The 23,006-nt window shown below is 60.2% G+C and carries 25 protein-coding genes and 1 tRNA gene; 8 read left to right on the forward strand and 18 right to left on the reverse strand.

Annotation, left to right across the window (positions count from 1 at the left end):
- Positions 1–35: 35 nt before the first annotated feature.
- From ACTD9P_RS01205 to ACTD9P_RS01230, 6 genes are all read right to left on the reverse strand, one after another.
- Positions 36–635, reverse strand: a complete 600-nt coding sequence (locus ACTD9P_RS01205; RefSeq protein ID WP_058419246.1) for a 50S ribosomal protein L25/general stress protein Ctc — start codon at positions 633–635, stop codon at positions 36–38.
- Between the two features lie 139 nt (positions 636–774).
- A complete protein-coding gene (locus ACTD9P_RS01210) occupies positions 775–1,716 on the reverse strand; it encodes a ribose-phosphate pyrophosphokinase (protein WP_003208392.1) in 942 nt (313 codons plus the stop codon).
- A 46-nt stretch (positions 1,717–1,762) separates the two neighbouring features.
- A tRNA-Gln gene (locus ACTD9P_RS01215) sits at positions 1,763–1,837 on the reverse strand.
- Between the two features lie 37 nt (positions 1,838–1,874).
- The gene (gene ispE / locus ACTD9P_RS01220) at positions 1,875–2,678 is read right to left on the reverse strand and encodes a 4-(cytidine 5'-diphospho)-2-C-methyl-D-erythritol kinase (protein WP_178110933.1); all 804 of its coding nucleotides are present in this window, start codon (positions 2,676–2,678) and stop codon (positions 1,875–1,877) included.
- A 49-nt stretch (positions 2,679–2,727) separates the two neighbouring features.
- The gene (gene lolB, locus ACTD9P_RS01225; protein WP_438866376.1) at positions 2,728–3,345 is read right to left on the reverse strand and encodes a lipoprotein insertase outer membrane protein LolB; all 618 of its coding nucleotides are present in this window, start codon (positions 3,343–3,345) and stop codon (positions 2,728–2,730) included.
- A gap of 4 nt (positions 3,346–3,349) precedes the next feature.
- Positions 3,350–5,074, reverse strand: coding sequence for a tetratricopeptide repeat protein (locus tag ACTD9P_RS01230; protein WP_138816935.1), 1,725 nt, complete (start codon positions 5,072–5,074; stop codon positions 3,350–3,352).
- Positions 5,075–5,256: 182 nt separating this feature from the next.
- Here ACTD9P_RS01230 and hemA point away from each other — a divergent pair, with 182 nt between their 5' ends.
- From hemA to ACTD9P_RS01260, 6 genes are all read left to right on the forward strand, one after another.
- Positions 5,257–6,546, forward strand: coding sequence for a glutamyl-tRNA reductase (gene hemA, locus ACTD9P_RS01235; RefSeq protein WP_438866377.1), 1,290 nt, complete (start codon positions 5,257–5,259; stop codon positions 6,544–6,546).
- Positions 6,543–7,625, forward strand: coding sequence for a peptide chain release factor 1 (gene prfA, locus ACTD9P_RS01240; protein ID WP_200432598.1), 1,083 nt, complete (start codon positions 6,543–6,545; stop codon positions 7,623–7,625). Before hemA ends, prfA begins: the two co-directional genes overlap by 4 nt.
- Positions 7,626–8,456 carry a peptide chain release factor N(5)-glutamine methyltransferase gene (gene prmC / locus ACTD9P_RS01245; protein WP_438866378.1) on the forward strand — a complete coding sequence of 277 codons (831 nt, stop codon included), beginning with the start codon at positions 7,626–7,628 and terminating at the stop codon, positions 8,454–8,456.
- On the forward strand, positions 8,450–9,205 hold the full coding sequence (locus tag ACTD9P_RS01250; protein WP_438866379.1) for a molybdopterin-synthase adenylyltransferase MoeB: 756 nt from the start codon (positions 8,450–8,452) through the stop codon (positions 9,203–9,205). The genes prmC and ACTD9P_RS01250 overlap by 7 nt, the downstream gene beginning before the upstream one ends.
- Positions 9,198–9,992 carry a glutamate racemase gene (gene murI / locus ACTD9P_RS01255; RefSeq protein ID WP_438866380.1) on the forward strand — a complete coding sequence of 265 codons (795 nt, stop codon included), beginning with the start codon at positions 9,198–9,200 and terminating at the stop codon, positions 9,990–9,992. Before ACTD9P_RS01250 ends, murI begins: the two co-directional genes overlap by 8 nt.
- Positions 9,993–10,101: 109 nt before the next feature.
- Entirely contained in the window at positions 10,102–10,620 is a 519-nt protein-coding gene (locus ACTD9P_RS01260) for an acyloxyacyl hydrolase (protein ID WP_438866381.1), read from the forward strand.
- A gap of 121 nt (positions 10,621–10,741) precedes the next feature.
- On the opposite strand, the gene ACTD9P_RS01265 is transcribed toward ACTD9P_RS01260, so the two are convergent.
- The 12 genes from ACTD9P_RS01265 to ACTD9P_RS01320 all read right to left on the reverse strand — a co-directional run bounded on the left by ACTD9P_RS01265 (position 10,742) and on the right by ACTD9P_RS01320 (position 20,735).
- Positions 10,742–11,047 carry a YkgJ family cysteine cluster protein gene (locus ACTD9P_RS01265; RefSeq protein ID WP_219266869.1) on the reverse strand — a complete coding sequence of 102 codons (306 nt, stop codon included), beginning with the start codon at positions 11,045–11,047 and terminating at the stop codon, positions 10,742–10,744.
- A 54-nt stretch (positions 11,048–11,101) separates the two neighbouring features.
- Positions 11,102–11,593 carry a DUF2878 domain-containing protein gene (locus tag ACTD9P_RS01270; protein ID WP_438866382.1) on the reverse strand — a complete coding sequence of 164 codons (492 nt, stop codon included), beginning with the start codon at positions 11,591–11,593 and terminating at the stop codon, positions 11,102–11,104.
- Positions 11,586–12,857 carry a class I SAM-dependent methyltransferase gene (locus ACTD9P_RS01275; RefSeq protein ID WP_438866383.1) on the reverse strand — a complete coding sequence of 424 codons (1,272 nt, stop codon included), beginning with the start codon at positions 12,855–12,857 and terminating at the stop codon, positions 11,586–11,588. The genes ACTD9P_RS01270 and ACTD9P_RS01275 overlap by 8 nt, the downstream gene beginning before the upstream one ends.
- Positions 12,844–13,653 (reverse strand): DUF1365 domain-containing protein, encoded by an 810-nt coding sequence (locus ACTD9P_RS01280; RefSeq protein ID WP_438866384.1) that lies wholly within the window; start codon positions 13,651–13,653, stop codon positions 12,844–12,846. Before ACTD9P_RS01280 ends, ACTD9P_RS01275 begins: the two co-directional genes overlap by 14 nt.
- The gene (locus tag ACTD9P_RS01285) at positions 13,650–14,897 is read right to left on the reverse strand and encodes an NAD(P)/FAD-dependent oxidoreductase (RefSeq protein WP_438866385.1); all 1,248 of its coding nucleotides are present in this window, start codon (positions 14,895–14,897) and stop codon (positions 13,650–13,652) included. The genes ACTD9P_RS01280 and ACTD9P_RS01285 overlap by 4 nt, the downstream gene beginning before the upstream one ends.
- The gene (locus tag ACTD9P_RS01290) at positions 14,894–15,676 is read right to left on the reverse strand and encodes an SDR family NAD(P)-dependent oxidoreductase (protein ID WP_438866386.1); all 783 of its coding nucleotides are present in this window, start codon (positions 15,674–15,676) and stop codon (positions 14,894–14,896) included. Before ACTD9P_RS01290 ends, ACTD9P_RS01285 begins: the two co-directional genes overlap by 4 nt.
- Entirely contained in the window at positions 15,673–16,095 is a 423-nt protein-coding gene (locus ACTD9P_RS01295; protein ID WP_438866387.1) for a nuclear transport factor 2 family protein, read from the reverse strand. The genes ACTD9P_RS01290 and ACTD9P_RS01295 overlap by 4 nt, the downstream gene beginning before the upstream one ends.
- Positions 16,088–17,530 carry a deoxyribodipyrimidine photo-lyase gene (gene phrB / locus ACTD9P_RS01300; RefSeq protein WP_438866388.1) on the reverse strand — a complete coding sequence of 481 codons (1,443 nt, stop codon included), beginning with the start codon at positions 17,528–17,530 and terminating at the stop codon, positions 16,088–16,090. Before phrB ends, ACTD9P_RS01295 begins: the two co-directional genes overlap by 8 nt.
- Positions 17,531–18,460: a MerR family transcriptional regulator gene (locus ACTD9P_RS01305; protein WP_438866389.1), complete on the reverse strand. Its 930-nt coding sequence runs from the start codon at positions 18,458–18,460 to the stop codon at positions 17,531–17,533.
- Between the two features lie 3 nt (positions 18,461–18,463).
- Positions 18,464–19,423, reverse strand: coding sequence for a YbgA family protein (locus ACTD9P_RS01310; RefSeq protein ID WP_138816919.1), 960 nt, complete (start codon positions 19,421–19,423; stop codon positions 18,464–18,466).
- A 113-nt stretch (positions 19,424–19,536) separates the two neighbouring features.
- Complete coding sequence (locus ACTD9P_RS01315; RefSeq protein ID WP_438866390.1) at positions 19,537–19,752, reverse strand: TIGR02450 family Trp-rich protein; 216 nt, start codon at positions 19,750–19,752, stop codon at positions 19,537–19,539.
- Entirely contained in the window at positions 19,749–20,735 is a 987-nt protein-coding gene (locus ACTD9P_RS01320; protein ID WP_438866391.1) for an NAD(P)/FAD-dependent oxidoreductase, read from the reverse strand. The genes ACTD9P_RS01315 and ACTD9P_RS01320 overlap by 4 nt, the downstream gene beginning before the upstream one ends.
- A 237-nt stretch (positions 20,736–20,972) precedes the next feature.
- Here ACTD9P_RS01320 and ACTD9P_RS01325 point away from each other — a divergent pair, with 237 nt between their 5' ends.
- Positions 20,973–21,872 carry a TIGR01777 family oxidoreductase gene (locus tag ACTD9P_RS01325; protein WP_438866392.1) on the forward strand — a complete coding sequence of 300 codons (900 nt, stop codon included), beginning with the start codon at positions 20,973–20,975 and terminating at the stop codon, positions 21,870–21,872.
- 14 nt (positions 21,873–21,886) lie between these two features.
- Positions 21,887–22,912, forward strand: a complete 1,026-nt coding sequence (gene hemH / locus ACTD9P_RS01330) for a ferrochelatase (RefSeq protein WP_438866393.1) — start codon at positions 21,887–21,889, stop codon at positions 22,910–22,912.
- Positions 22,913–23,006: the final 94 nt, after the last annotated feature.

Here is a 23,006-nt window from a genome sequence, read left to right on the forward strand (position 1 = left end):
CGATGTTTCCTCAAGCTCCGGCAATACAGAGTGAATTACTCTGCAGCGCCTTCTTCAGCTTCTGGTGCAACGCGTGGAGCGTGAACGTTTGCAACAGCTTTGTCATCACCGTGAGCCAGTGCAACAAACTCAACGCCTTTAGGGGCTTTGAGGTCGGACAGGTGGATGATGGCGCCGATTTCCAGAGCCGACAGGTCGACTTCGATGAACTCAGGCAGGTCTTTCGGCAGGCAGGTCACTTCGATTTCGTTCAGGACGTGCGAGATTTCGCCGCCTTTCTTGACCGGAGCTTCTTCGCCAACGAAGTGAACTGGAACGATAGCGGTCAGTTTCTGACCGGCAATAACGCGTACAAAGTCAGCGTGCAGCACGTGGCCTTTGGCCGGGTGACGTTGCAGGGCCTTGATGATTACGTTTTGCTTTTTGCCGCCAACGTTCAGTTCGATAACGTGGCTGTAAGCAGCATCGTTTTCGAGCAGTTTGGCGATTTCTTTGGCCAGCATGCTGATGGATTCAGGGGCTTTGTCGCCACCGTAAACTACAGCTGGAACCAGGCTTGCGAGACGACGCAGGCGGCGGCTCGCACCTTTCCCCAGGTCGGAACGCGCTTCAGCATTCAGAGTAAAATCGTTCATGTTGTATCTCCAAAATAACCACATTCGCCCCAGCGTTTGCGACCAGCGCTAAAGGCGATATGGGCAAAAAAGCCCCGCCCCAACAGAATGCTGGGGCGGGGCGCTTTTCGTCAGTGGGATGTTTCGTAAGGTTTGACCCTTATCGGAACATCGCGCTGATCGATTCTTCGTTGCTGATGCGGCGAACCGCTTCGGCAACTACCGGTGCGATATCCAGTTGACGGATACGCGAACAGGCTTGAGCTGCTGCGGACAACGGGATGGTGTTAGTCACCACCAGTTCGTCCAGCATGGAGTTCTCGATGTTCTCGATCGCTCGGCCCGACAGCACAGGGTGTGTGCAGTAGGCGAAGACTTTTGCTGCACCGTGCTCTTTCAAGGCTTTCGCCGCGTGGCACAGGGTGCCGGCGGTGTCGACCATGTCATCAACCAGAATACAGGTACGCCCTTCGACATCACCGATGATATGCATCACTTCAGAGTGATTGGCTTTCTCACGGCGTTTGTCGATGATCCCGAGGTCCACGCCCAGGGATTTGGCAACAGCCCGTGCACGCACGACGCCACCAATGTCCGGGGACACGATCATCAGGTTTTCAAAGCGCTGGTCTTCAATGTCATCCACCAATACTGGGGAGCCGTAGATGTTATCTACCGGAATATCGAAGAACCCCTGGATTTGGTCAGCGTGCAGGTCAACCGTGAGAACACGGTCGATGCCTACCACGGTCAGCATGTCAGCAACGACTTTCGCGCTGATAGCCACACGTGCGGAACGCGGACGGCGATCCTGACGGGCATAACCAAAGTAAGGGATTACAGCTGTGATTCGAGTCGCTGAGGAGCGGCGGAAGGCATCAGCCATCACGACGAGTTCCATCAGGTTATCGTTGGTCGGAGCGCAGGTCGGCTGAATAATGAAAACATCTTTACCGCGGACGTTTTCATTGATCTCGGCTGTAATTTCGCCGTCGGAGAATTTACCGACAGAGATGTCACCGAGAGGGATATGCAGCTGACGTACGACACGTCGAGCCAGATCGGGGTTGGCGTTCCCCGTAAAGACCATCATCTTGGACACGCGCAGTACCTAGAGGCTGAGGGTAACCTGGATGAGTATTAGAAAATGGCAGGGGCGGCTGGATTCGAACCAACGCATGGCAGGATCAAAACCTGCTGCCTTACCGCTTGGCGACGCCCCTGTATCTGTTGCAACGAGTACCCAGTACTCGGTTCCTTTTAGAGCAGACTTTGCAGCTTGCGATGCAACATCGAAACGTTGCTTCCCTTTGCTACAAACCCTGTAAGGGTCTCTGTAAGAAGGGCCGAGACTTTATCAGCTTCAGCTTTGCTTGGGAAGCCCCCAAACACACAACTTCCAGTTCCGGTTAATTTTGCTTCGGTAAATTTACCTAACAAATTCAAAGCGTTACGTACCTCTGGATAACGCCTTGCTACAACCGGTAAGCAGTCATTTCGACTGTTTCCCTTGGGAACGGGGCGCACTTTAATGGGAGGAGAGTTACGTGTCAACAGTGGATCTGAAAAAATTTCTGCTGTACTTACAGATACTTGCGGAACAAGCACGACATACCAAGGCTCTTCGGGGTATTCCGGGGTGAGTTTCTCCCCAACGCCTTCGGCAAAAGCCGCGTGCCCACGCACGAAAACCGGTACGTCGGCGCCCAGTGTCAGGCCCAGCGTGGCCAGCCGATCGTGGTCCCAGCCCAGTTGCCACAAGTGATTCAAACCGAGCAGCGTGGTCGCGGCATTTGAGCTGCCGCCACCGATGCCGCCGCCCATGGGCAGAATTTTATCGATCCAGATGTCGATACCGAGCGAGCAACCAGATTGCGCCTGAAGTTTTTTTGCGGCCCTGACAATCAGATTGCTGTCGTGGGGCACGCCTTCGAATTCGGTGTGCAACTGGATCACGCCATCGTCGCGCACGGCGAAAGTCAGTTCATCGCCGTAATCGAGAAATTGAAACAATGTCTGTAGCTCGTGGTAGCCGTCTTCGCGGCGACCAAGAATATGCAGCATCAGGTTGAGTTTGGCGGGAGAGGGCAGCGTCAAGCGTTCTGAGGTCACGTTATTGCCCCAGCTTGCGCGGTTGCCATTCCTTGATCACCAGCGTGACGTCAAGGTCGGTGCCATGCAACTTGATGCGCTCAGGCAGCCAGTAACCGCTCTGTTCTACATAGCTCAGATACTCGACCTGCCAGCCATCCTGCTCAAGCGTGGCCAGGCGGCTATCGCCGTTGAGGCTCAGGCGGCTCTTGCTGTCCGGCGCAGGCAAGCCGCGTACCCACCACACCAGGTGCGAAACCGGCAGCTTCCAGCCGATCTGCTGTTCCAGCAATTCTTCCGGCGTAGTTGCCTCATAGCGGCCCTGGTTGGCCACTTCCAGGCTCACTTGCCCCGGTCGGCCGGTCAGGCGTGCTGCGCCACGGCCCAGCGGTCCGGACAGACGAATATCGTAATAGTCCTGGCGTTGCAGCCAGAACAAAGTACCGCTGCCGGAATCTTTCGGTGCGCGCACCCCGACTTTGCCGTCGATCTGCCAGCCGTCAATGCTGCTGAGTTGATCCTTGTGCTGCTTCCATTGTGCCTGGTTGCCCTGGCCCTCAACGGATTCACGGCTGCCGATGCCCGCGCAACCGGCGAGCAGGGCGATAAAACTGAAAACAATAACGTGGCGCAAGAACATAAGCTTAAAGGGTCTCGGATCCGGTCAGGCGCTTGATGGTGCTGCGCAGGATGGGGCTTTCGGGTTGTTCCTTGAGGAATTTCTCCCAGATCTGGCGTGCTTCGCGCTGTTTGCCGTTGGCCCACAGCACTTCACCCAGGTGGGCTGCCACTTCCTGGTCCGGGAAGCGTTCGAGTGCCTGACGCAGCAAGCGTTCGGCCTCGTCAAGGTTGCCCAGGCGGTAATTCACCCAACCCAGGCTGTCGAGTACGGCCGGGTCTTCCGGGTTGAGCTTGTGGGCTTGTTCGATCAGCACCTTGGCTTCGGCGTAACGCGTGGTGCGGTCCGACAGGGTGTAGCCCAGGGCATTGAGCGCCATGGCGTTGTCCGGGTCGCGCTTGATGATCAGGCGCAGGTCTTTTTCCATCTGCGCCAAGTCATTGCGTTTTTCCGCCTGCATGGCACGGGTGTACAGCAGGTTCAAGTCGTCGGGGTATTGCAGCAAGGCTTGTTGCAGCAATTTCCAGGCGCGTTCGCCCTGCTTGTTGGCCGACAGCGTTTCGGCCTGGATCAGGTACAGCTGGATCGCATAGTCCGGTTCGGCATCGCGTGCCGCCGCCAGGCGTTTTTCGGCTTCGTCGGTGCGGCCGTTGCTCATCAGGATATCGGCCTGACGCAACTGGGCTGGCAGGTAGTCATTGCCAGGGCCGACCTGGGCATATTCAAGCAGTGCGGCCTGCGGGTCATTGCGTTCTTCAGCGATGCGGCCGAGGTTCAGGTGCGCCGAATCCACGTGGCTTTCGCGCTCGATCAACTCTTCGAGATATCCCTTGGCCTCGTCCCAGGCCTTGGCTTCCAGGCACACCAGCGCCAGGGAGTAACGCAACTCGTCGTCGTCAGGGTATTGCTGGACCAGGTTGGCGAACTGCACTTTGGCGTCTTCCATGCGGTCTTGCTCAACCAGCATGCGCGCATAGGTCAGCAGCAAACGCTTGTCGCCTGGGTACTTCTTGATGCTTTTTTCCAGCAGTGGAATCGCTTCCTTGCCGCGATTAAGGTTCTGCAGCAGGCGAGCGCGCAGCAGAATCGGGGCGATCTCGCCGTCTTCCGGCGGGTTCTGCTCCAGCAACTTGAGCGCAGCATCGGCTTCATCATCCTGTTGCAGCAGCAAAGCCTTGCCGAAAATCAGCTGGCTGTTCTTCGGATGCTTTTGCAGCAGGCGGTCAAAACTCTTCATCAGGCCATTGCGCGTGTCTTGGTCGGTGTCGGCCGCCGATAGCGCGAGGAAGTCGAAATGTGTGTCGCCCTTGCCCTGCAGGACTTTCTCCATATACACCATGGAGTCGTCATAACGCCCGGCGCGTGCCAGTTGCACAGCCGCCGCGCGTTGCGCTTCGAGGTCGTCCGGGGCGTTTTTCGCCCAGATCAGCGAAGTATCCAGCGCGGCCTGGTCAGCGCCCAGGTATTCGGCGATGCGAAACGCACGCTCCGAAATGCCCGGGTCCTGGGTATTGATGGCCTGGGTCACGTAATTATCCAAGGCAATATCGAAACGATTGCGCTGGCCGGCGAGTTCGGCGGTCAGCAGGCTATAGATCGTTTCTTCATTGAACGAGGAGTAAACCTTGGGCTTTTCAGGGGCTGGGGTGCTGTCTTCGACCGGCGGCGTACCGTCCGGCGACACGGGTGCCAAAGCCTGGCAGCCGCTGAGGAAGACAAAAGCAAGGAGCAACGCGGAAGATCTATTCATATAGGAAGAGGACGACTAACCTGCGGTCGGATCATCATGACACAAGCCTTCGGCCAAACATAACCGAGTCTCAGTGGGCGCCTTTATAGGCACAAGCTACTAGGACAATAGACGACGGTGGTTGTTCTGGATCTTTCGAAGTAGGACAATTGTCGGCTTCCCGACATCATCAGCGATATTGAATGGCCTTCCTCGCACTCGGTATTAACCACAAGACTGCAACCGTAGACGTGCGCGAGCGCGTGGCGTTTACGCCAGAGCAGTTGGTTGAGGCCTTGCAGCAGCTCTGCCGGCTCACCGACAGCCGCGAAGCTGCGATCCTTTCGACCTGCAATCGCAGCGAGCTTTATATAGAGCAGGAACATCTTTCGGCGGATGTGGTGCTGCGCTGGCTGGCCGATTACCACCATTTGGACCTCGACGACCTGCGCGCCAGTGCCTATGTGCACGAAGAGGATGCGGCAGTTCGTCACATGATGCGCGTCGCCGCAGGGCTCGACTCGCTGGTGTTGGGCGAGCCGCAGATCCTCGGGCAGATGAAATCCGCCTACGCCGTGGCCCGCGAGGCCGGCACCGTCGGCCCGTTGCTCGGCCGATTGTTCCAGGCTACGTTCAATTCGGCCAAGCAGGTGCGCACCGACACGGCCATCGGTGAAAACCCGGTGTCCGTCGCGTTCGCCGCCGTCAGCCTGGCCAAACAGATTTTCAGTGACTTGCAGCGCAGCCAGGCGCTGTTGATCGGCGCCGGTGAAACCATCACCCTGGTCGCCCGCCACCTGCATGACCTGGGCGTGAAGCGTATTGTGGTCGCCAACCGCACCCTGGAGCGCGCAAGCATCCTGGCCGAGCAGTTTGGCGCCCACGCCGTGTTGCTGTCGGATATCCCGGCCGAGCTGGTGCGCAGCGATATCGTCATCAGCTCCACCGCCAGCCAGTTGCCGATCCTTGGCAAAGGCGCGGTCGAGAGCGCGCTGAAGCTGCGCAAGCACAAACCGATTTTCATGGTGGATATCGCCGTTCCCCGTGATATCGAGCCTGAAGTCGGCGAGTTGGACGACGTTTACCTCTATAGCGTCGACGATCTGCACGAAGTGGTCGCCGAAAACCTCAAGAGTCGCCAGGGCGCAGCCCAGGCCGCCGAGGAAATGGTCAGCACCGGCGCCGAAGACTTTATGGTGCGCCTGCGTGAGCTGGCGGCGGTCGATGTGCTCAAGGCGTATCGTCAGCAGGGCGAACGCCTGCGTGATGAAGAATTGATCAAGGCCCAGCGTTTGTTGGCCAACGGCAGCAGTGCCGAAGACGTGCTGATGCAACTGGCACGCGGCCTGACCAACAAATTGCTCCACGCCCCCAGCGTTCAGTTGAAAAAGCTTACCGCCGAAGGCCGCCTCGATGCGCTGGCCATGGCCCAGGAACTCTTTGCCCTCGGTGAGGGCGCGTCAGATAGCTCTTCGGATAAAAAATCGCAATGAAAGCGTCACTGCTCAATAAACTGGACGTGCTCCAGGACCGTTTCGAAGAACTGACCGCCCTGCTCGGCGATGGCGAGGTCATCTCCGATCAGACCAAGTTCCGTGCCTATTCCAAGGAATACGCCGAAGTTGAGCCGATTGTGGCCACCTACAAAAGCCTGATGAAAGTGCAGGCCGACCTCGAGGGCGCCCAGGCACTGCTCAAGGACAGCGACCCGGACATGCGTGAAATGGCCGTGGAAGAAGTCCGCGAAGCCAAAGACAAGCTGGTCGAGCTCGAAGGCGACCTGCAACGCATGCTGCTGCCCAAAGACCCGAACGACGGGCGCAACGTGTTCCTCGAAATCCGCGCCGGTACCGGTGGCGACGAGGCGGCGATCTTTTCCGGCGACCTGTTCCGTATGTACTCGCGTTACGCCGAGCGACGTGGCTGGCGGGTCGAGATTTTGTCCGAGAACATCGGTGAGCACGGCGGCTATAAAGAAGTCATCGCGCGGGTCGAAGGTGACAACGTCTACGGCAAGCTCAAATTCGAGTCCGGCGCGCACCGCGTGCAGCGGGTTCCGGCAACCGAATCCCAGGGCCGTATCCACACCTCGGCGTGCACCGTGGCTGTGTTGCCTGAGCCGGACGAGCAGGAAGCCATTGAAATCAACCCGGCAGACTTGCGTGTCGACACCTACCGCTCGTCGGGCGCTGGTGGTCAGCACGTGAACAAGACCGACTCGGCGATCCGTATTACCCACTTGCCGTCGGGCATTGTGGTCGAGTGCCAGGAAGAACGTTCCCAGCACAAAAACCGTGCGCGGGCCATGTCCTGGCTGTCGGCCAAGCTCAACGACCAGCAGACCAGCGCCGCCGCCAACGCGATTGCCAGCGAGCGCAAGTTGCTGGTGGGCTCGGGCGACCGCTCCGAACGCATCCGCACCTACAACTTCGCCCAGGGCCGGGTCACCGACCATCGGGTCAACCTCACGCTTTATTCCCTCGACGAAATTCTCGCCGGTGGCGTAGACGCGGTGATTGAGCCTTTGCTGGCCGAATACCAGGCCGATCAATTGGCGGCGATAGGTGAATAAATGACCATTATTGCCAGCCTCCTGCGCGCCGCTGACCTGCCAGACTCGCCCACCGCGCGTCTGGATGTGGAACTGTTACTGGCCGCTGCCTTGGGCAAATCGCGCGGCTACCTGCACACCTGGCCGGAAAAAATCGTCAGCAGCGAACACGCGCTGACCTTTGCCGATTACCTGCAGCGTCGTCGCGCGGGTGAGCCGGTGGCCTACATCCTCGGCCAGCAGGGTTTCTGGAAGCTCGACCTGGAGGTCGCGCCGCACACGCTGATCCCGCGTCCGGAAACCGAGCTGCTTGTGGAAGCTGCCCTTGAATTGTTGCCGGCCACGCCTGCCAAGGTCCTCGACCTGGGTACCGGCAGCGGCGCGATCGCCCTGGCCCTGGCCAGCGAGCGCCCGGCCTGGCAGGTCAGCGCCGTCGACCGTGTGCTCGAAGCCGTGGCCCTGGCCGAACGCAACCGCCAGCGCCTGCACCTGAAGAACGCCACGGTGTTGAACAGCCATTGGTTCAGCGCGCTGCAAGGCCAGCGCTTTGACCTGATCATCAGCAACCCGCCTTACATTGCCGATAACGATCCACACCTGGTGGCAGGCGATGTGCGCTTTGAGCCCGCCAGCGCCTTGGTGGCGGGCCATGATGGGCTGGACGATTTACGGTTGATCATCGCCCAGGCCCCAGCCCACTTGAATGCCGGTGGCTGGCTGCTGCTCGAACACGGTTACGACCAAGCTGCGGCGGTACGTGATTTGTTGTCGGGTGAGGGCTTTGAAGAGGTCCACAGCCGCATCGACCTCGGCGGCCACGAACGCATCACGTTGGGGCACCGCCCGTGCTGACCGACCAGGAGCTGTTGCGCTATAGCCGACAGATTCTGTTGCAACATGTCGACATCGACGGCCAATTGCGCCTGAAAAACGCGCGTGCGCTGATCGTCGGCCTCGGTGGGCTCGGCGCGCCGGTGGCGCTGTACCTGGCCGCCGCCGGTGTGGGTGAGCTGCACCTGGCAGACTTCGACACCGTCGACCTGACCAACCTGCAACGCCAGATCATCCATGACACCGCCAGCGTCGGACAGGCCAAGGTCGATTCGGCCATGCGTCGCCTGGCCGCCATTAACCCGGACATTACGTTGGTCGCCCATCGCACTGCGCTGGATGCCGATTCACTCGCCGCCGCAGTGGCTGCGGTAGACGTGGTGCTCGATTGCAGCGACAACTTCTCCACCCGTGAAGCCGTCAACGCCGCTTGCGTTGCAGCTGGCAAGCCTTTGGTCAGCGGCGCGGCCATTCGCCTGGAAGGCCAATTGTCAGTGTTCGACCCGCGCCGCGACGAAAGCCCGTGCTACCACTGTTTATATGGGCACGGCAGCGACACCGAGCTGACCTGCAGCGAAGCCGGTGTGGTCGGTCCGTTGGTCGGGCTGGTCGGTAGCCTGCAAGCACTGGAAGCGCTGAAGTTGCTGGCAGGTTTTGGGGAACCCTTGGTGGGGCGCTTGCTACTGATCAATGCCTTGACCACGCGTTTTCGCGAACTGCGCGTCAAGCGCGATCCCGGCTGCAGCGTGTGCGGGACGGCCCATGGTTAAGGACGCGCCCATCGGTGTGTTCGATTCCGGCGTTGGCGGCCTGTCGGTGCTGGATGAAATCCAGCAGTTGTTGCCCCATGAGTCACTGCTGTACGTGGCTGATGGCGGGCATATCCCCTACGGTGAAAAATCCCCGGCGTTCATTCTTGAGCGTAGCCGTTTGGTCGCCCAGTTTTTCCGCGAACAAGGCGCCAAAGCCTTTGTGATTGCCTGTAACACCGCAACCGTCGCCGCCGTGGCCGATTTGCGCCAGAACTATCCTGACTGGCCTTTGGTGGGCATGGAGCCGGCGGTCAAACCAGCCGCGGCCGCCACCCGCAGTGGCGTGGTCGGCGTGCTCGCCACCACCGGCACATTGCAAAGTGCCAAGTTCGCAGCGTTACTCGACCGCTTTGCCACCGATGTGCGGGTGATTACCCAGCCGTGCCCGGGCCTGGTGGAGTTGATCGAAACCGGTGACCTCAACAGTCCGGCGCTACGCCAGCTGTTGCAGGGCTATGTCGAGCCGCTGCTCAACGCGGGTTGCGACACGATTATTCTCGGCTGTACCCATTACCCCTTCCTCAAGCCGCTTCTGGCACAGATGCTTCCCCCCAGCATCATCCTGATCGACACCGGCGCCGCCGTGGCGCGTCAGCTCAAGCGTCTGCTGGGCGAGCGTGACCTGTTGGCGCCCGGCAATCCCGAGCCGGCGCAGTTCTGGACCAGCGGCGACGTCGATCACCTAAGAAATATCCTACCGACACTCTGGAAATTTCCTGGCGTTGTGCGTAATTTTGGCTTGTGAAAAATTCGTGAAACATCGCGGTTAGAAGCTGAACTTCTGGCATCGCGCAAGCTTCTATAGCGTTAGCCTGTACAAACCATACAACTTCGATCTCAAAGGATGTGCTCTTATGAAGCGCTTGTTCTGTTTGGCTGCGATTGCGGCCGCCGTGGTGGGACACTCGGTTTCGGCTCAGGCCGCAGGCCTGGAGTTTGGGGTGGGGGGCACCAGCGATTCGACCATGACCTATCGCCTTGGGCTGACGTCGGATTGGGATAAAAGCTGGTGGCAGAGCGATACCGGGCGACTGACCGGCTACTGGAGCGGCGCTTACACCTACTGGGATGGCGACAAACGCGCGAGTGTCAGCAGCCTGTCGTTCTCGCCAGTGTTCGTTTATGAGTTTGCGGGAGAGAAGGTCAAGCCTTACATCGAAGCGGGTATCGGTGTAGCGGTGTTCTCACGCACGCGGGTTGAAGACAACAACATCGGCCAGGCTTTCCAGTTCGAAGACCGCCTGGGCTTAGGTTTGCGCTTTGCCGGCGGGCATGAAGTGGGCATTCGCGCCACGCACTATTCCAACGCCGGCATCAGCAGCAATAACGACGGGGTAGAGAGCTACTCGTTGCACTACACCTACCCGTTGTAATTCTGAAGCCTTATGCAAAACCAATGTGGAATCGGGCGGGCTCGCGAACACGGTGTGTCAGACATCTGATGCATCGCCTGACACGGCGCTTTCGCGAGCAAGCCCGCTCCCACATTTTGGATCAGCGATAAGCCGTCGCAATGCCTTGGCGCTCTTCAAGGCACTCCGGTGCACCCATCTCGAACTCCCTACAGATAAGCGGCCGCCGCTCGTAGATCGTGCACATCATCGTGTCCCGATCCAGTGCCGCGCACCAGCCGTCGTCCAGACGCAACATCACTTCACCGCCCCAGTCGTCGGTATCGATAAAGCGTTCCGGCACACCCGTGTCGGTAATCAGCATGACTTCCAGCTGGCAGCAGCAGGCCGCGCACGTCGAGCAGGTGACGGCGGGTTCGGTGATTTGAGTGTGGGGGATGTTGGTCATAGGCGCGCAGTGTAAGGCAAGCGAGTTGCGTGCGCATGAATGCTCTGACGGACGTCAGTGCCCAAGCTGCCGCGCCACCCAGTGCATGACGGGGAACAGGACCGCCCAGAGCAGCGCCAGGCCGATCAGCGTCAGCGTTGTGTCGTAGCCGAAGCGCACACCGGCCAATTGGCTACCGGCATAGTAAGACATCGGCCCGCCCACCGCGCCCAGCAGGCTGGCGCGCCACCAGGGTTGTGCACTCCAGGCCAGGCAATGGCGCAGCGTGGTGGCAAGCAGTGCCCAAAGCATGATCAGCCAGAAGGGAATCAGCGGCCCAGGAAAACCAAAGTGAAACACGCCAAAGGTGCGCAACGAGGTATCGACCACGGTGCCCAACAGGGTCACGGCCAGAATCACTTGGCCTTCTGCAGACCATGAGCTTGTCCACAGCAGGTGGATGGCCAGCACGCCAGCGCCCACCCATAACCAGCGGCTGTCACCGCCAAGCACACAGGCAAACCAGCCGCACTGGAACAGCGCGGCATTGGCCAGCGGTTTAAGCACTGAAACGCCCGAGCAACGGTGGGTTGATCGCCGCAGGCTTGGCCAGCAGCAACTGCGCGGTACCGATTGTTCGCTCCATAAACCCGCCTTCGCAGTAGCACAAGTAGAATTCCCACAGGCGCAGGAAGTACTCATCGTAGCCCAGCTCGGCAAGACGGCCATGGGCGCGACGGAAGTTCTCATGCCACAGGCGCAATGTGCGCGCGTAGTGCAAGCCGAAGTCTTCCATGTGCAGCAGGTTCATGTCGGTGTCGCGGCTGACGATTTGCAGCATGTTCTGCACAGAGGGCAGGGCACCGCCGGGGAAAATATAACGCTGGATAAAGTCGACACTGTTTTTGGCCTGCTCAAAACGCTGCTCACGAATGGTGATGGCTTGCAGCAGCATCAGGCCGTCGCTTTTGAGCAGGTGCGCGCATTGCTTGAAGTAGGTCGGCAGGAAGCGATGGCCGACCGCCTCGATCATCTCGATGGACACCAGCTTGTCGTACTGGCCGGTCAGGTCGCGGTAGTCCTGCAACAACAGCGTCACTTGGTCCTTGAGGCCCAAGCTCTCGATGCGTTTTTCGGTGTAGGCAAACTGCTCTTTGGACAAGGTCGTGGTGGTGACCTTGCAGCCATAGTGCTGCGCCGCATACAGCGCCATGCTGCCCCAACCGGTGCCGATTTCGAGCAAATGGTCGGTGGTTTTGAGTGCGAGCTTCTGGCAGATGCGTTCCAGCTTGTTCAACTGTGCCTGTTCCAGGCTGTCGTCGGGCGTCAGAAACTGCGCCGCCGAATACATCATGGTCGGGTCGAGGAATTCCTCGAACAGGTCGTTGCCCAGGTCATAGTGGGCGGCGATGTTTTTCTGCGAGCCCTTGCGGGTGTTGCGGTTAAGCCAGTGCAGGCCTTGGGTGAACGGCCGCGCCAAGCGCGCCAGGCCGCCTTCCATTGCGTCAAGCACATCAAGGTTGCTGACCATCACGCGTACCACGGCGGTAAGGTCCGGGCTGCTCCAGTAACCGTGGATAAACGCCTCGCCGGCGCCGATCGAGCCATTGGCTGCCACCAAGCCCCAGACCGCCGAATCGTGAATCTGGATTTCGCCCAACAGGTGCGCTTCGCGGGCGCCGAACACCTGGCGCTCGCCGTCCTCGATCACCACCAATTGGCCGTGGCGCAGTTGGCTGAGTTGGCGCAGCACACCTTTGCGCAACAGCGCACTGGTCACGCCGTTGATGTTCAGGCGGTTGGTCTTGACCGATAAGCTAGGGGATTTCATGGCGGCGATCCTTGGTATACCCGACTGCGGTGCGAGAGGCGCCATCGGCGGCCTGATGGGAAAAAATCGGTGTGCGTTTGAGCAACAGGCGCATGGCTTGCCAGTAAATCGCCAGGCAGGTCTTGGCGGTCATCCACGGGAAGCGCCACAGGTAGCGATGCAGGCTGGCGCGGGTCAGCGCTTCCTTTTGCAGGCTCAAGGTGGCGTCGAAGACTTTTTGCGTGCCCTGCCAATCGGCCATGTGCACACCCAGCCTGTCGGCCGGCGGGCTGAAACTCATGCGGTATTCCAGGTCGCGGGGTAAAAACGGCGACACATGGAACGCCTTGGCCACGGCGAAGTGCTGGTGTTCCTCGGCGCCGAGCGCCTGGGCCGGCAGCACATAGTGGTAGCGCTCGCGCCACGGGGTGTTGGTCACTTCACACAGGATCGCGGCCAGTTGCCCATCGGCCTCGAAGCAGTAGAAGAAACTCACCGGATTAAAAGCCAGGCCCCAACTGCGGGCCTGGGTCAGTAGGCAGATAACGCCCTGGGGCTCGCGCCCCAGTGCCTTGCCGACTTCCTGGCGCACGGCATCGCTCAAGCTGATGCCGTGACGCGTAAATTCACGCAGGTAGTCCTGCTGGCGAAAGCCGAAGGGCGCCAGGCGGCTGTTGCCGGCCAGGGGCGATAGGCCGAGCACTTCGTCTTGTTCGCTCAAGTCCAGGTACAGCAGGCCGATGCGGTAGCGAAAGGCGTGGGCCTTGGGCGCAAACCGGCGATGGGCGATCCAGCCGCTGTACAGGGCGCTGTTCATAGGGTTTCGCCAAACGCCTGGGCCACGCGCAATGCGCTGGTCACGCCGTCTTCATGAAAGCCGTTGGCCCAATAGGCGCCGCAATAAAAAGTGTTACGTGCGCCGTGCAATTCTTCCCAGCGGTTTTGTGCGGCCACTGCCGCCAGGCTGTATTGCGGATGCGCATAGGTGTAGCGCGCTAGAATCTTCAGCGGGTTGATCATCGGCGTCTGGTTGAGGCTGACGCAAAAGGTGGTGTCGCTGTGGATGCCTTGCAGGATGTTCATGTCGTAGGTGACGGCCGCCTGGGTTTGCGCGGTGCCGGTCAGACGATAATTCCAGCTGGCCCAGGCCAGTTTGCGATCGGGCAGCAGCCGCGTGTCGGTGTGCAGCACCACGTCATTGTCGGCGTAGGGCAGGGCACCAAGAATATCCTGCTCAGCCTGGCTCGGGTCGGCCAGCAACGCCAAGGCTTGGTCGCTGTGACAGGCAAACACCACGCGGTCAAAGGTCTCGCTGCCGGCGGGGCTGTGGATAACCACGCCATCGCCTGTGCGTTCGACTTTATCCACAGGGCAATTGAGGCGGATCTGCTCGCGAAAGCTGCGGGTCAGCGGTTCGATGTAACGGCTGGAGCCGCCTTCGATCACGCACCACTGCGGCCGGTTGTTCACCGACAACAAGCCGTGGTTCTTGAAAAACCGCACAAAGAACTGCAACGGGAAACCGAGCATGTCCGCCAGCGACATCGACCAGATCGCCGCGCCCATCGGCACGATGTAATGGCGAATAAAGCGTGGGCCATAACCCCCGGCTTCGAGGTAGTCGCCCAGGGTCATGTCGGCGCTGATGCGTTGCTCTTGCAGGTCCAGCGGTGCCTGGCGGTTGAAGCGCAGAATGTCGCGCAACATGCCCCAGAACCCCGGCGACAGAATGTTGCTGCGCTGGGCAAACAGGCTATTGAGGTTATTGCCGTTGTACTCGAAGCCGGCGTGCTGGTCGCACACCGAAAAGCTCATTTCGGTGGGCTTGAAGGTCACGCCGATCTGCCCGAGCAGACGGATGAAATTGGGGTAGGTCCAGTCGTTGAACACGATGAAACCGGTGTCCACGGCATAGCTTTGACCTTCGACCGTGACATTGACGGTGTGGGTATGCCCGCCAATGCGCTCGCCCGCCTCAAACAGCGTGATGTCGTGGCGGCGGCTGAGCAGGTAAGCGCTGGTCAGCCCGGCGATACCGCTGCCGATGATGGCGATCTTCACAGGTCGTCCTTCTTCGGTGGCGGGCTACGCAGCATGCGTTTGCCGATAATCAGCTGCGCGCGGTTGGGCAGCTTCGACAGTGGCCACAGGGTGGCGATAAACATCGCCGGGAAAGCGATTTCCAGCGGGCGCTTTTCCAGCTTGGCGAAGATATGCCTGGCAGCCTTTTCGGCGGACCAGCTCAGCGGCATCGGGAAATCATTGCGTTCGGTCAGTGGCGTGTCGACAAAGCCTGGGCTGATCACCGTGACGTCGATGTTCTCTGGCGACAGGCTGATGCGCAGCGATTCAAACAGGTAACGCAGCCCCGCCTTGGACGCGCCATAGGCTTCGGCGCGTGGCATAGGCAGGTAGGTCACGGCGCTGGCAACCCCGACCAGGTGTGGAGTAAGGCCTTTGCGCAACAGCGGCAATGCAGCTTCGATGCAATAGCTGCTGGCCAATAAGTTGGTACGCACCACGTGCTCGACGATGGAGGAATCGAATTGCCGGGCGTCGACATACTCACAGGTGCCGGCGTTAAGGATCACCGTATCCAATGAGCCCCAGACCGCGTCGATGTGTTCGCCGATCTCGCGCACGGTCTGGCTGTTGGTCAGGTCGCCGGCTACCACCAGCACTTGGCCTGGATAACGCAGGGCGAACGCTTCGAGCGGGCCTTTGCTGCGCGAACTGAGCGCCACGTGCGCGCCACTCTCGAGCAATTCGACGGCCAGGGCGGCACCGATACCACTGCTGGCACCGGTCAACCAATAACGGCGGGGCGGTACAAGGCTCATCCGATTCTCCTTTTCAGCCAACTGACCACACGGCCGACTACCGGTAAGTGTTCATAGAGCAACGCGCCGGCATCGAAATAATCGCGATGGCGGTAGACCTTGTCGCGCCACATCAGGTGCGAGCAACCTTCCACCCGAATCACCTTGCCACTGGCCAGGCGCGGGTGGCAAAAACTCATTTTCCAGCGCAGGTAGCCTTCACCTTCGGCGACTTGGTCGAAGCCATGGAAGTCAAAACGCAACTGGCTGACATTGCTGTACATCTCGGCGAAGTAACCGCGCAAAGCGGGCAGCCCATGCACTTCGTGCAGCGGATCGGTGAAGGCGATGTCCTGGCTGTACAAGCTGTCGAGCAGGTGCAGGTTGTGCTTGTCCAGCGTGGTAAAGGCCTGGGCGAACCGCTGCAGGAAGTCACTCATGTTCGGCGACCTCCTGGCGTGAAGGCAGGTTGCGAAAGGCGGCGAGCGCGCGCTCGCGGGATTTTTTCAGGTCGACAATCGAGCGTGGGTAATCCGCCACGCCGAACAGGCCACCGGCGGCTTCGGGGTTGTGCACTTCTTTCTTGTTCAGCGCCGCCAGCTCTGGCAGCCAGTGCTTGATGAACACCCCTTCGCTGTCGAACTTTTCCGACTGGCTCAACGGGCTGAAAATCCGGAAATACGGCGCCGAGTCGGTGCCGGTGGACGAACTCCACTGCCAGCCGCCGTTGTTGGCGGCCAGGTCGCCGTCGATCAAGTGGCGCATAAAGAAGCGCTCGCCTTCACGCCAGTCGATCAGCAGGTTCTTGGTCAAAAACATTGCCACCACCATGCGCAGGCGATTGTGCATCCAACCGGTTTCCAGCAGTTGGCGCATGGCCGCATCAATAATCGGCAGGCCAGTACGCGCTTGCTGCCAGGCGGCCAAGTCCTTGGGCGCATCACGCCAGGCCAGTGCCTCGGTTTCGGGGCGGAACGCACGGTGGCGCGAGACCCTTGGGTAACCGACCAGAATGTGCTTATAGAACTCGCGCCACAGCAATTCGTTGATCCAGGTGATGGCGCCGATATCGCCGCTTTCGAATTCGCCTTGGTTGGTTTGCAGGGCGGCGTGCAGGCACTGGCGCGGTGAAACCACTCCGGCGGCGAGGTAGGCCGAGAGCTGGCTGGTGCCGGGTTTGGCCGGGAAGTCGCGTTCGTCTTTGTAGTAGCTGATCTGTTGGTCGGCGAAGGCGTCGAGGCGACGGCGGGCTTCTTCTTCACCGGCGGGCCAGAGGGCGCGCAGGGTGTCGCTGGGTGTTGCGAAACCTTCGACCTGATCCGGGATGGTGTCGCTGTTCACCTTCAGCGGTGCCTGTTGTTGCGGCGTGGCCACCAGGCGCGGCAAGGCGCTGTGCAGGCGGCTGTAGCAGACCTTGCGGAACTGACTGAACACCTGGAAGTAAGTACCGGTTTTGGTCAGCACGCTGCCGGGTTGGAAAAGCAATTGGTCAAGGTAGCTGTGAAACGTCACGCCGTCAGCTTCCAGGGCCTTGGCCACGGCCTCATCACGACGGCTTTCATGAATGCCGTATTCCTCGTTGACGTGCACCGAGTCCACCGACAGTTCCCGGCACAGTTTGCCCAGCACGGCGGGTGCCTCGTCCCAGGTGTCGGCGGTGCGAATCCGCAAGGGAATGTTCAGTTCGCCAAGGGCCCGGCTCAAGTGCTTGAGGTTGCGCAGCCAGAAATCGACTTTGCACGGCGCGTCATCATGCGCCAGCCATTGCTGCGGGGTGATCAGGTACACGGCGACAACCGGGCCGCGCTGGCAGGCGGCGGCGAGGGCGGTGTTGTCGTGCAGGCGCAAGTCGGTGCGCAGCCAGATCAAATGCATTTAGACAATTCCACGCTGGATCAATAACTGGTGAGCCGACAACGGGTCTTCGGCCACGAACAAATCAGGAGTGTCACGGGTTAATACGGCTAACTCATCCTGGTGGATGCATACCGTTGGTCCGGCAATCAAAATTGGGCAATTGATACCACCCAACAGTTTGCTGAGTGCCGACAGGTGGAGGGCTTTGCTTGAATACAGCAGCACCGCGCGCGGTTGCAGGTGTTCCACCGCCAGAGCCAGTTCGCCGGTCGGCAAAGGCCAATCAAAAACCTCCACAGGGCAGTCGGCGCTGCTGGCCAACCAGGCGCTGAGCCACAGGTGTGGCTCCAGCGGCACGTCGGACTGGTTGACCAGCAGCAGCGGTGCGCCCTGGAGCTGGCGGTTGTTGTGGTAAATGCGCGCGCCGAACTTGCTGCGCAGCCAGGACAGAAAAAACACCCGTTCCATTTGTGCGCCGAACTGGCCTTGCCAGCGTTGTTCCAGCGCGGTGAGCAGCGGCAGCATCAATTGCTCACACAAGGTGCGCGGCGGGTACAGCGCCATGGCCTGGTTGAACAGGTCGTCGACCCGGCGTTCGGCCAATTCGCTGATTGCGGTGATCAGGTTATGGCGCAGCGCATGCCATTCATTTTCGACGCTGTCGGGGCTGGCCTGGGCCGAATCGATCAGGCCTTTGACCTGGCTGACCGGCACGCCACGGTTGAGCCAGGTCAAAATGGTCTGGATGCGTTGCACATGTTCGGCGCTGAACAGCCGATGGCCCTTGGGTGTGCGCTGGGGCACGATCAAGCCATAACGGCGCTCCCAGGCGCGCAGGGTGACGGCGTTGACGCCGGTCTGGCGCGCCACTTCGCGAATCGGCAACCAGCCGTCTTCGATGGCTTGGGCGATGTCTTCGACAGGGTCGTCTTGCAGGGCAGGTGTCATGGTCTAGATCGCATTACGCAGGCTGAGGTTTTCCGGGTGCGGCTGCAGGTAAGCCTGCTGCGCGATGTAGCGGTCCGGGTGTTGGCGAAAGTGATGTTTGAGCAAGGTCAGCGGCACCACCAGCGGCACGATGCCGGTGCGGTATTGGCCGATGACGGTTTGCATTTCCTGCTTGTCATCGGCGCTGATGGCCTGCTTGAGGTAGCCGCTGATGTGTTGCAGCACATTGGTGTGGGTGCCGCGGGTGGCGCACTTTTTCAGGCCGCTCATCAACTCGCTGAAATAGCCGGCGGCCAGTTCATCCAGGTTGATGCCCTTGCCCATGCTGCCCAGCAGGTGGCCAAGGCTTTTGTAATGCACGGGGCTGTGGGCCATCAGCAAGTATTTGTAGCGCGCGTGGAACGCCAGCAGGCGGTGACGGGTGAGGCCTTCGGCCAGCAATTGTTGCCAGCTGGCGTATACGAATACACGGGTGAGGAAGTTCTCGCGCAGCACCGGGTCATTCAATCGGCCGTCTTCTTCCACCGGCAGGTTGGGGTGGCGTGCGCAAAATGCCTGGGCATAAATGCCGCGACCGCCGCCATCGACGGGCGTGCCGTTGTCGCGATAGACCTTGACCCGCTCCAGCCCGCACGACGGCGACTTCTGCATGAAGATGTAGCCGCACAGGTCAGTGTGCTCGGCAGCCATCTGCTGGCCGTAATCATCCAATGGCTGCGTCACATTGAGTTCACGATGCACGGTGCCGACGGCCTGCGGGTGGGCAGGGTCACCTACCAGGCGAATCGGTTCGCGCGGAATGCCCAGGCCGATCGCCACTTCGGGGCACAACGGCACGAAGTCGAAATAGTCGGCGAGGGTTTGGCTGCACAGCAGGGATTGTTTGTGGCCGCCGTTGAAGCGCACGTTCTCGCCCAACAGGCAGGCGCTGATAGCGATCTTCGGTTTTGCGATGCTGGACATGGCCGAACCTCTGCAAGATTCCTGTACAACTTTTAAAGTTTGTACAACTAAACCTCATCATAGGTTTGATGCTGTACAAGTCAAATGTTTTGTACAAGTATTTGCGGCGGAAGCTATTTCCAGCCGATGCGCCAGTCTTCGGCGTTTTGCAAGGTTTGCCAGGCGAAGCGTTCGGCGCGGCGGGTCATGACCGCTTGCAGCTCGATTTCGAGCACGGTGCCTTCATCATCACGGAACAGTTCGGTGACGAGGAAGTGTTTTTCCTTGTTGCGCGGGCGTGCTGCTGTCCACTTCGACAGCAGCAATTTCGTCGGGTTGATACGGTTCATTGCAGGTGCTCTATCAGGCGGCGTGCGGCTTCCTGGCCGCTGAGCCACGCGCCTTCGACTCGCCCGGACAGGCACCAGTCACCACACACATACAAGCCCAGGTCGGCGTCGGCCAGCACGCCGAATTCATGCCGCTCCGATGGCCTGGCGTAGAGCCAACGGTGGGCAAGGCTGAAGGACGGCGCGGGCATGGCGCTGTGCAGCAGTTCGGCGAAGGCACCATGCAGGTGTTCGATCACCGCTTCTCTGGGCAGGTCCAGGTTGGCCTTGCTCCAGGCGCTGGTGGCGTGCAACACCCAGGTGTCGAGGGTGGCGTCACGCCCAGGTTTGCTGCGGTTGCGCGCCAGCCAGTCGAGCGGGCTGTCTTGCACAAAACAGCCTTGCATCGGCGTATCCAGCGGCGTGTCGAAGGCGAGTGCGACGGCCCAGGTCGGGTCCATCTTCACTCCGGCGGCGGCACTTGCCAGCTTGGGCGCGGCAGCCAGCAGGGCAGTGGCCTGGGGCGCCGGCGTGGCAATCACCACGTGGCTGAACGGGCCATGATTGCCGCCGTCGGCGTCCAGCAGGTTCCAGTGCTGTTTGCCTTGGAACACTTCGGTGATGCGGCAACCGAATTCCACCGGCAAGTCGTCAAGCAATGCGCGGGTAATGGCGCTCATGCGCGGCGTGCCGACCCAGCGTATCTGCTCGTCGGGGGAGGGCGTGAGCTGGCCGGACTTGAAGTTGTAGAGCTGCGGTTTCCACTGTTCGGCCCAGCCATTGCTCTGCCAGCGTTGTACTTCGTTGACGAAGCGCCGGTCGCGGGCTGTGAAGTATTGCGCGCCCATGTCCAGGGCGCCGGCATCGCTGCGCTTGCTGGACATGCGGCCACCACTGCCATGGCTTTTATCGAAAAGTTGTACAACGTGCCCCGCGTCTCGTAACGCTCGGGCGGCGGAGAGACCGGCGATGCCGGTGCCGATGATCGCGATGGGAACAGTCATGGGGGGCCTCGTTTTACCTTTGAGTACAGACTACGCCGACACCCATAGCTGTACAATATTGTTTTTTGGTATAAGTTTTGGCGTACCTGTTCTAACGGCGTGACCTATGGTTAAGGGTGCGGGTTAAGAAGGAGGCTTGAATTGGCCTCTGCAACCAACGTAACGCCCACTTACAAAAGATCCCTGCTTATAAAATAGACTAGCGATGGGCGGCAAACGTTACATGAGGAGAAACCCATGCATATTTTGCTGACCGGCGGTACGGGTTTGATTGGTCGTCAACTCTGCCTGCACTGGCTTGCCCAAGGGCATCGCCTGACGGTGTGGAGTCGCGAGCCGGATACTGTGGCCAAATGGTGCGGTGCCGAGGTACTCGGTGTCGGCCGTTTGCAAGACGTGATCGGCACTGTGGATGCGGTGGTCAACCTGGCTGGCGCGCCGATTGCCGATCGCCCGTGGACCAAAAAGCGCAAGGCATTGCTGTGGAGCAGCCGCATCAGCCACACCGAAACCTTGCTGGCTTGGATGGAAGGCCTGGCGCAAAAGCCGGCCGTGCTGATTTCGGGCTCTGCCGTGGGTTGGTACGGCGACGGCGGCGAGCGCGAACTGACCGAAGCCAGTGGCCCGGTGCAGGATGATTTCCCCAGCCAATTGTGCATCGCCTGGGAAGAAACCGCGTTGCGTGCCGAAGCCTTCGGCACCCGCGTGGTGCTGGTGCGCACCGGCCTGGTGTTGGCGGCCAAGGGCGGCTTTTTGTCGCGGCTGCTGCTGCCGTTCAAACTGGGGCTGGGCGGGCCTATCGGCAATGGTCGGCAGTGGATGCCGTGGGTCCATATCAAAGATCAAATTGCCCTGATTGATTTTCTTCTGCACAACGCTGACGCCAGCGGTCCTTATAATGCCTGCGCGCCACGCCCGGTACGTAACAGCGAGTTCGCCAAGACCTTGGGGCAGGTGCTGCACCGCCCAGCGTTCATGCCGATGCCGGCGTTTGCCTTGAAGGTCGGCCTGGGCGAGTTGTCCGGGTTGCTGCTGGGCGGGCAGAAGGCCGTGCCCGAACGGTTGCTGGCCGCCGGTTTCACTTTTCAGTTCACTGAGTTGCACGCGGCCCTGGAAGACTTGTCCAGCCGCCTCTAGCCATAGGATGTTGCATGACGGATCACGCGTTGTTACTGGTCAATCTGGGTTCACCGGCATCCACTTCGGTGACCGATGTGCGCAGCTACCTTAATCAGTTCCTGATGGACCCTTATGTGATCGACCTGCCGTGGCCGGTGCGGCGCTTGCTGGTGTCGCTGATCCTGATCAAGCGCCCTGAGCAGTCGGCGCATGCCTACGCCTCGATCTGGTGGGAAGAGGGTTCGCCGCTTGTGGTCCTGAGCCGTCGCTTGCAAGCGCAAATGACCCAGCAGTGGACCCACGGCCCGGTGGAATTGGCAATGCGCTACGGCGAGCCGTCGCTTGAAACCACCCTTACGCGCCTTGGGGCTCAAGGCATTCAAAAAGTCACCCTGGCGCCGCTGTATCCGCAGTTCGCTGACAGCACCGTGACCACGGTGATTGAAGAAGCCAAGCGTGTGGTCCGCGACAAGCAGCTCAACGTGCAGTTTTCTATCTTGCAGCCGTTCTACGATCAGCCGGAATACCTCGATGCCTTGGTCGCCAGCGCCCGGCCGTACGTGGCGCAGGCATTCGATCACTTGTTGCTGAGCTTCCATGGGTTGCCTGAGCGCCATCTGAAAAAACTCGACCCCACAGGCCAGCATTGCTTCAAGGATGCTGACTGCTGCAAGAACGCTTCGCCCGAGGTGCTTGCCACCTGCTACCGCGCCCAGTGCTTCAGCGTGGCGCGCGACTTTGCCGCGCGCATGGGCTTGCCGGAGGGCAAGTGGTCGGTGGCGTTCCAGTCGCGGTTGGGCCGCGCCAAGTGGATCGAACCCTACACCGAAGCTCGCCTGGAGACTTTGGCCCAGCAAGGCGTGAAAAAGCTGCTGGTGATGTGCCCGGCGTTTGTCGCCGATTGCATCGAGACCCTCGAGGAGATTGGCGATCGCGGGCTGGAACAGTTCCGCGAGGCAGGGGGCGAGGAGTTGGTGTTGGTGCCGTGCTTGAACGATGACCCGCAGTGGGCGGCGGCGCTCAATACGCTGTGCGAGCGGGCGCCGTTGTCACTCTAATCAAGCCAAACACACACTAAATGTGGGAGCGGGCTTGCTCGCGAATGCGGTGGATCAGTCAATACATCCGGTGACTGACACTCCGCCTTCGCGA

Source organism: Pseudomonas onubensis, from assembly GCF_965653655.1.
GTDB lineage: Bacteria > Pseudomonadota > Gammaproteobacteria > Pseudomonadales > Pseudomonadaceae > Aquipseudomonas.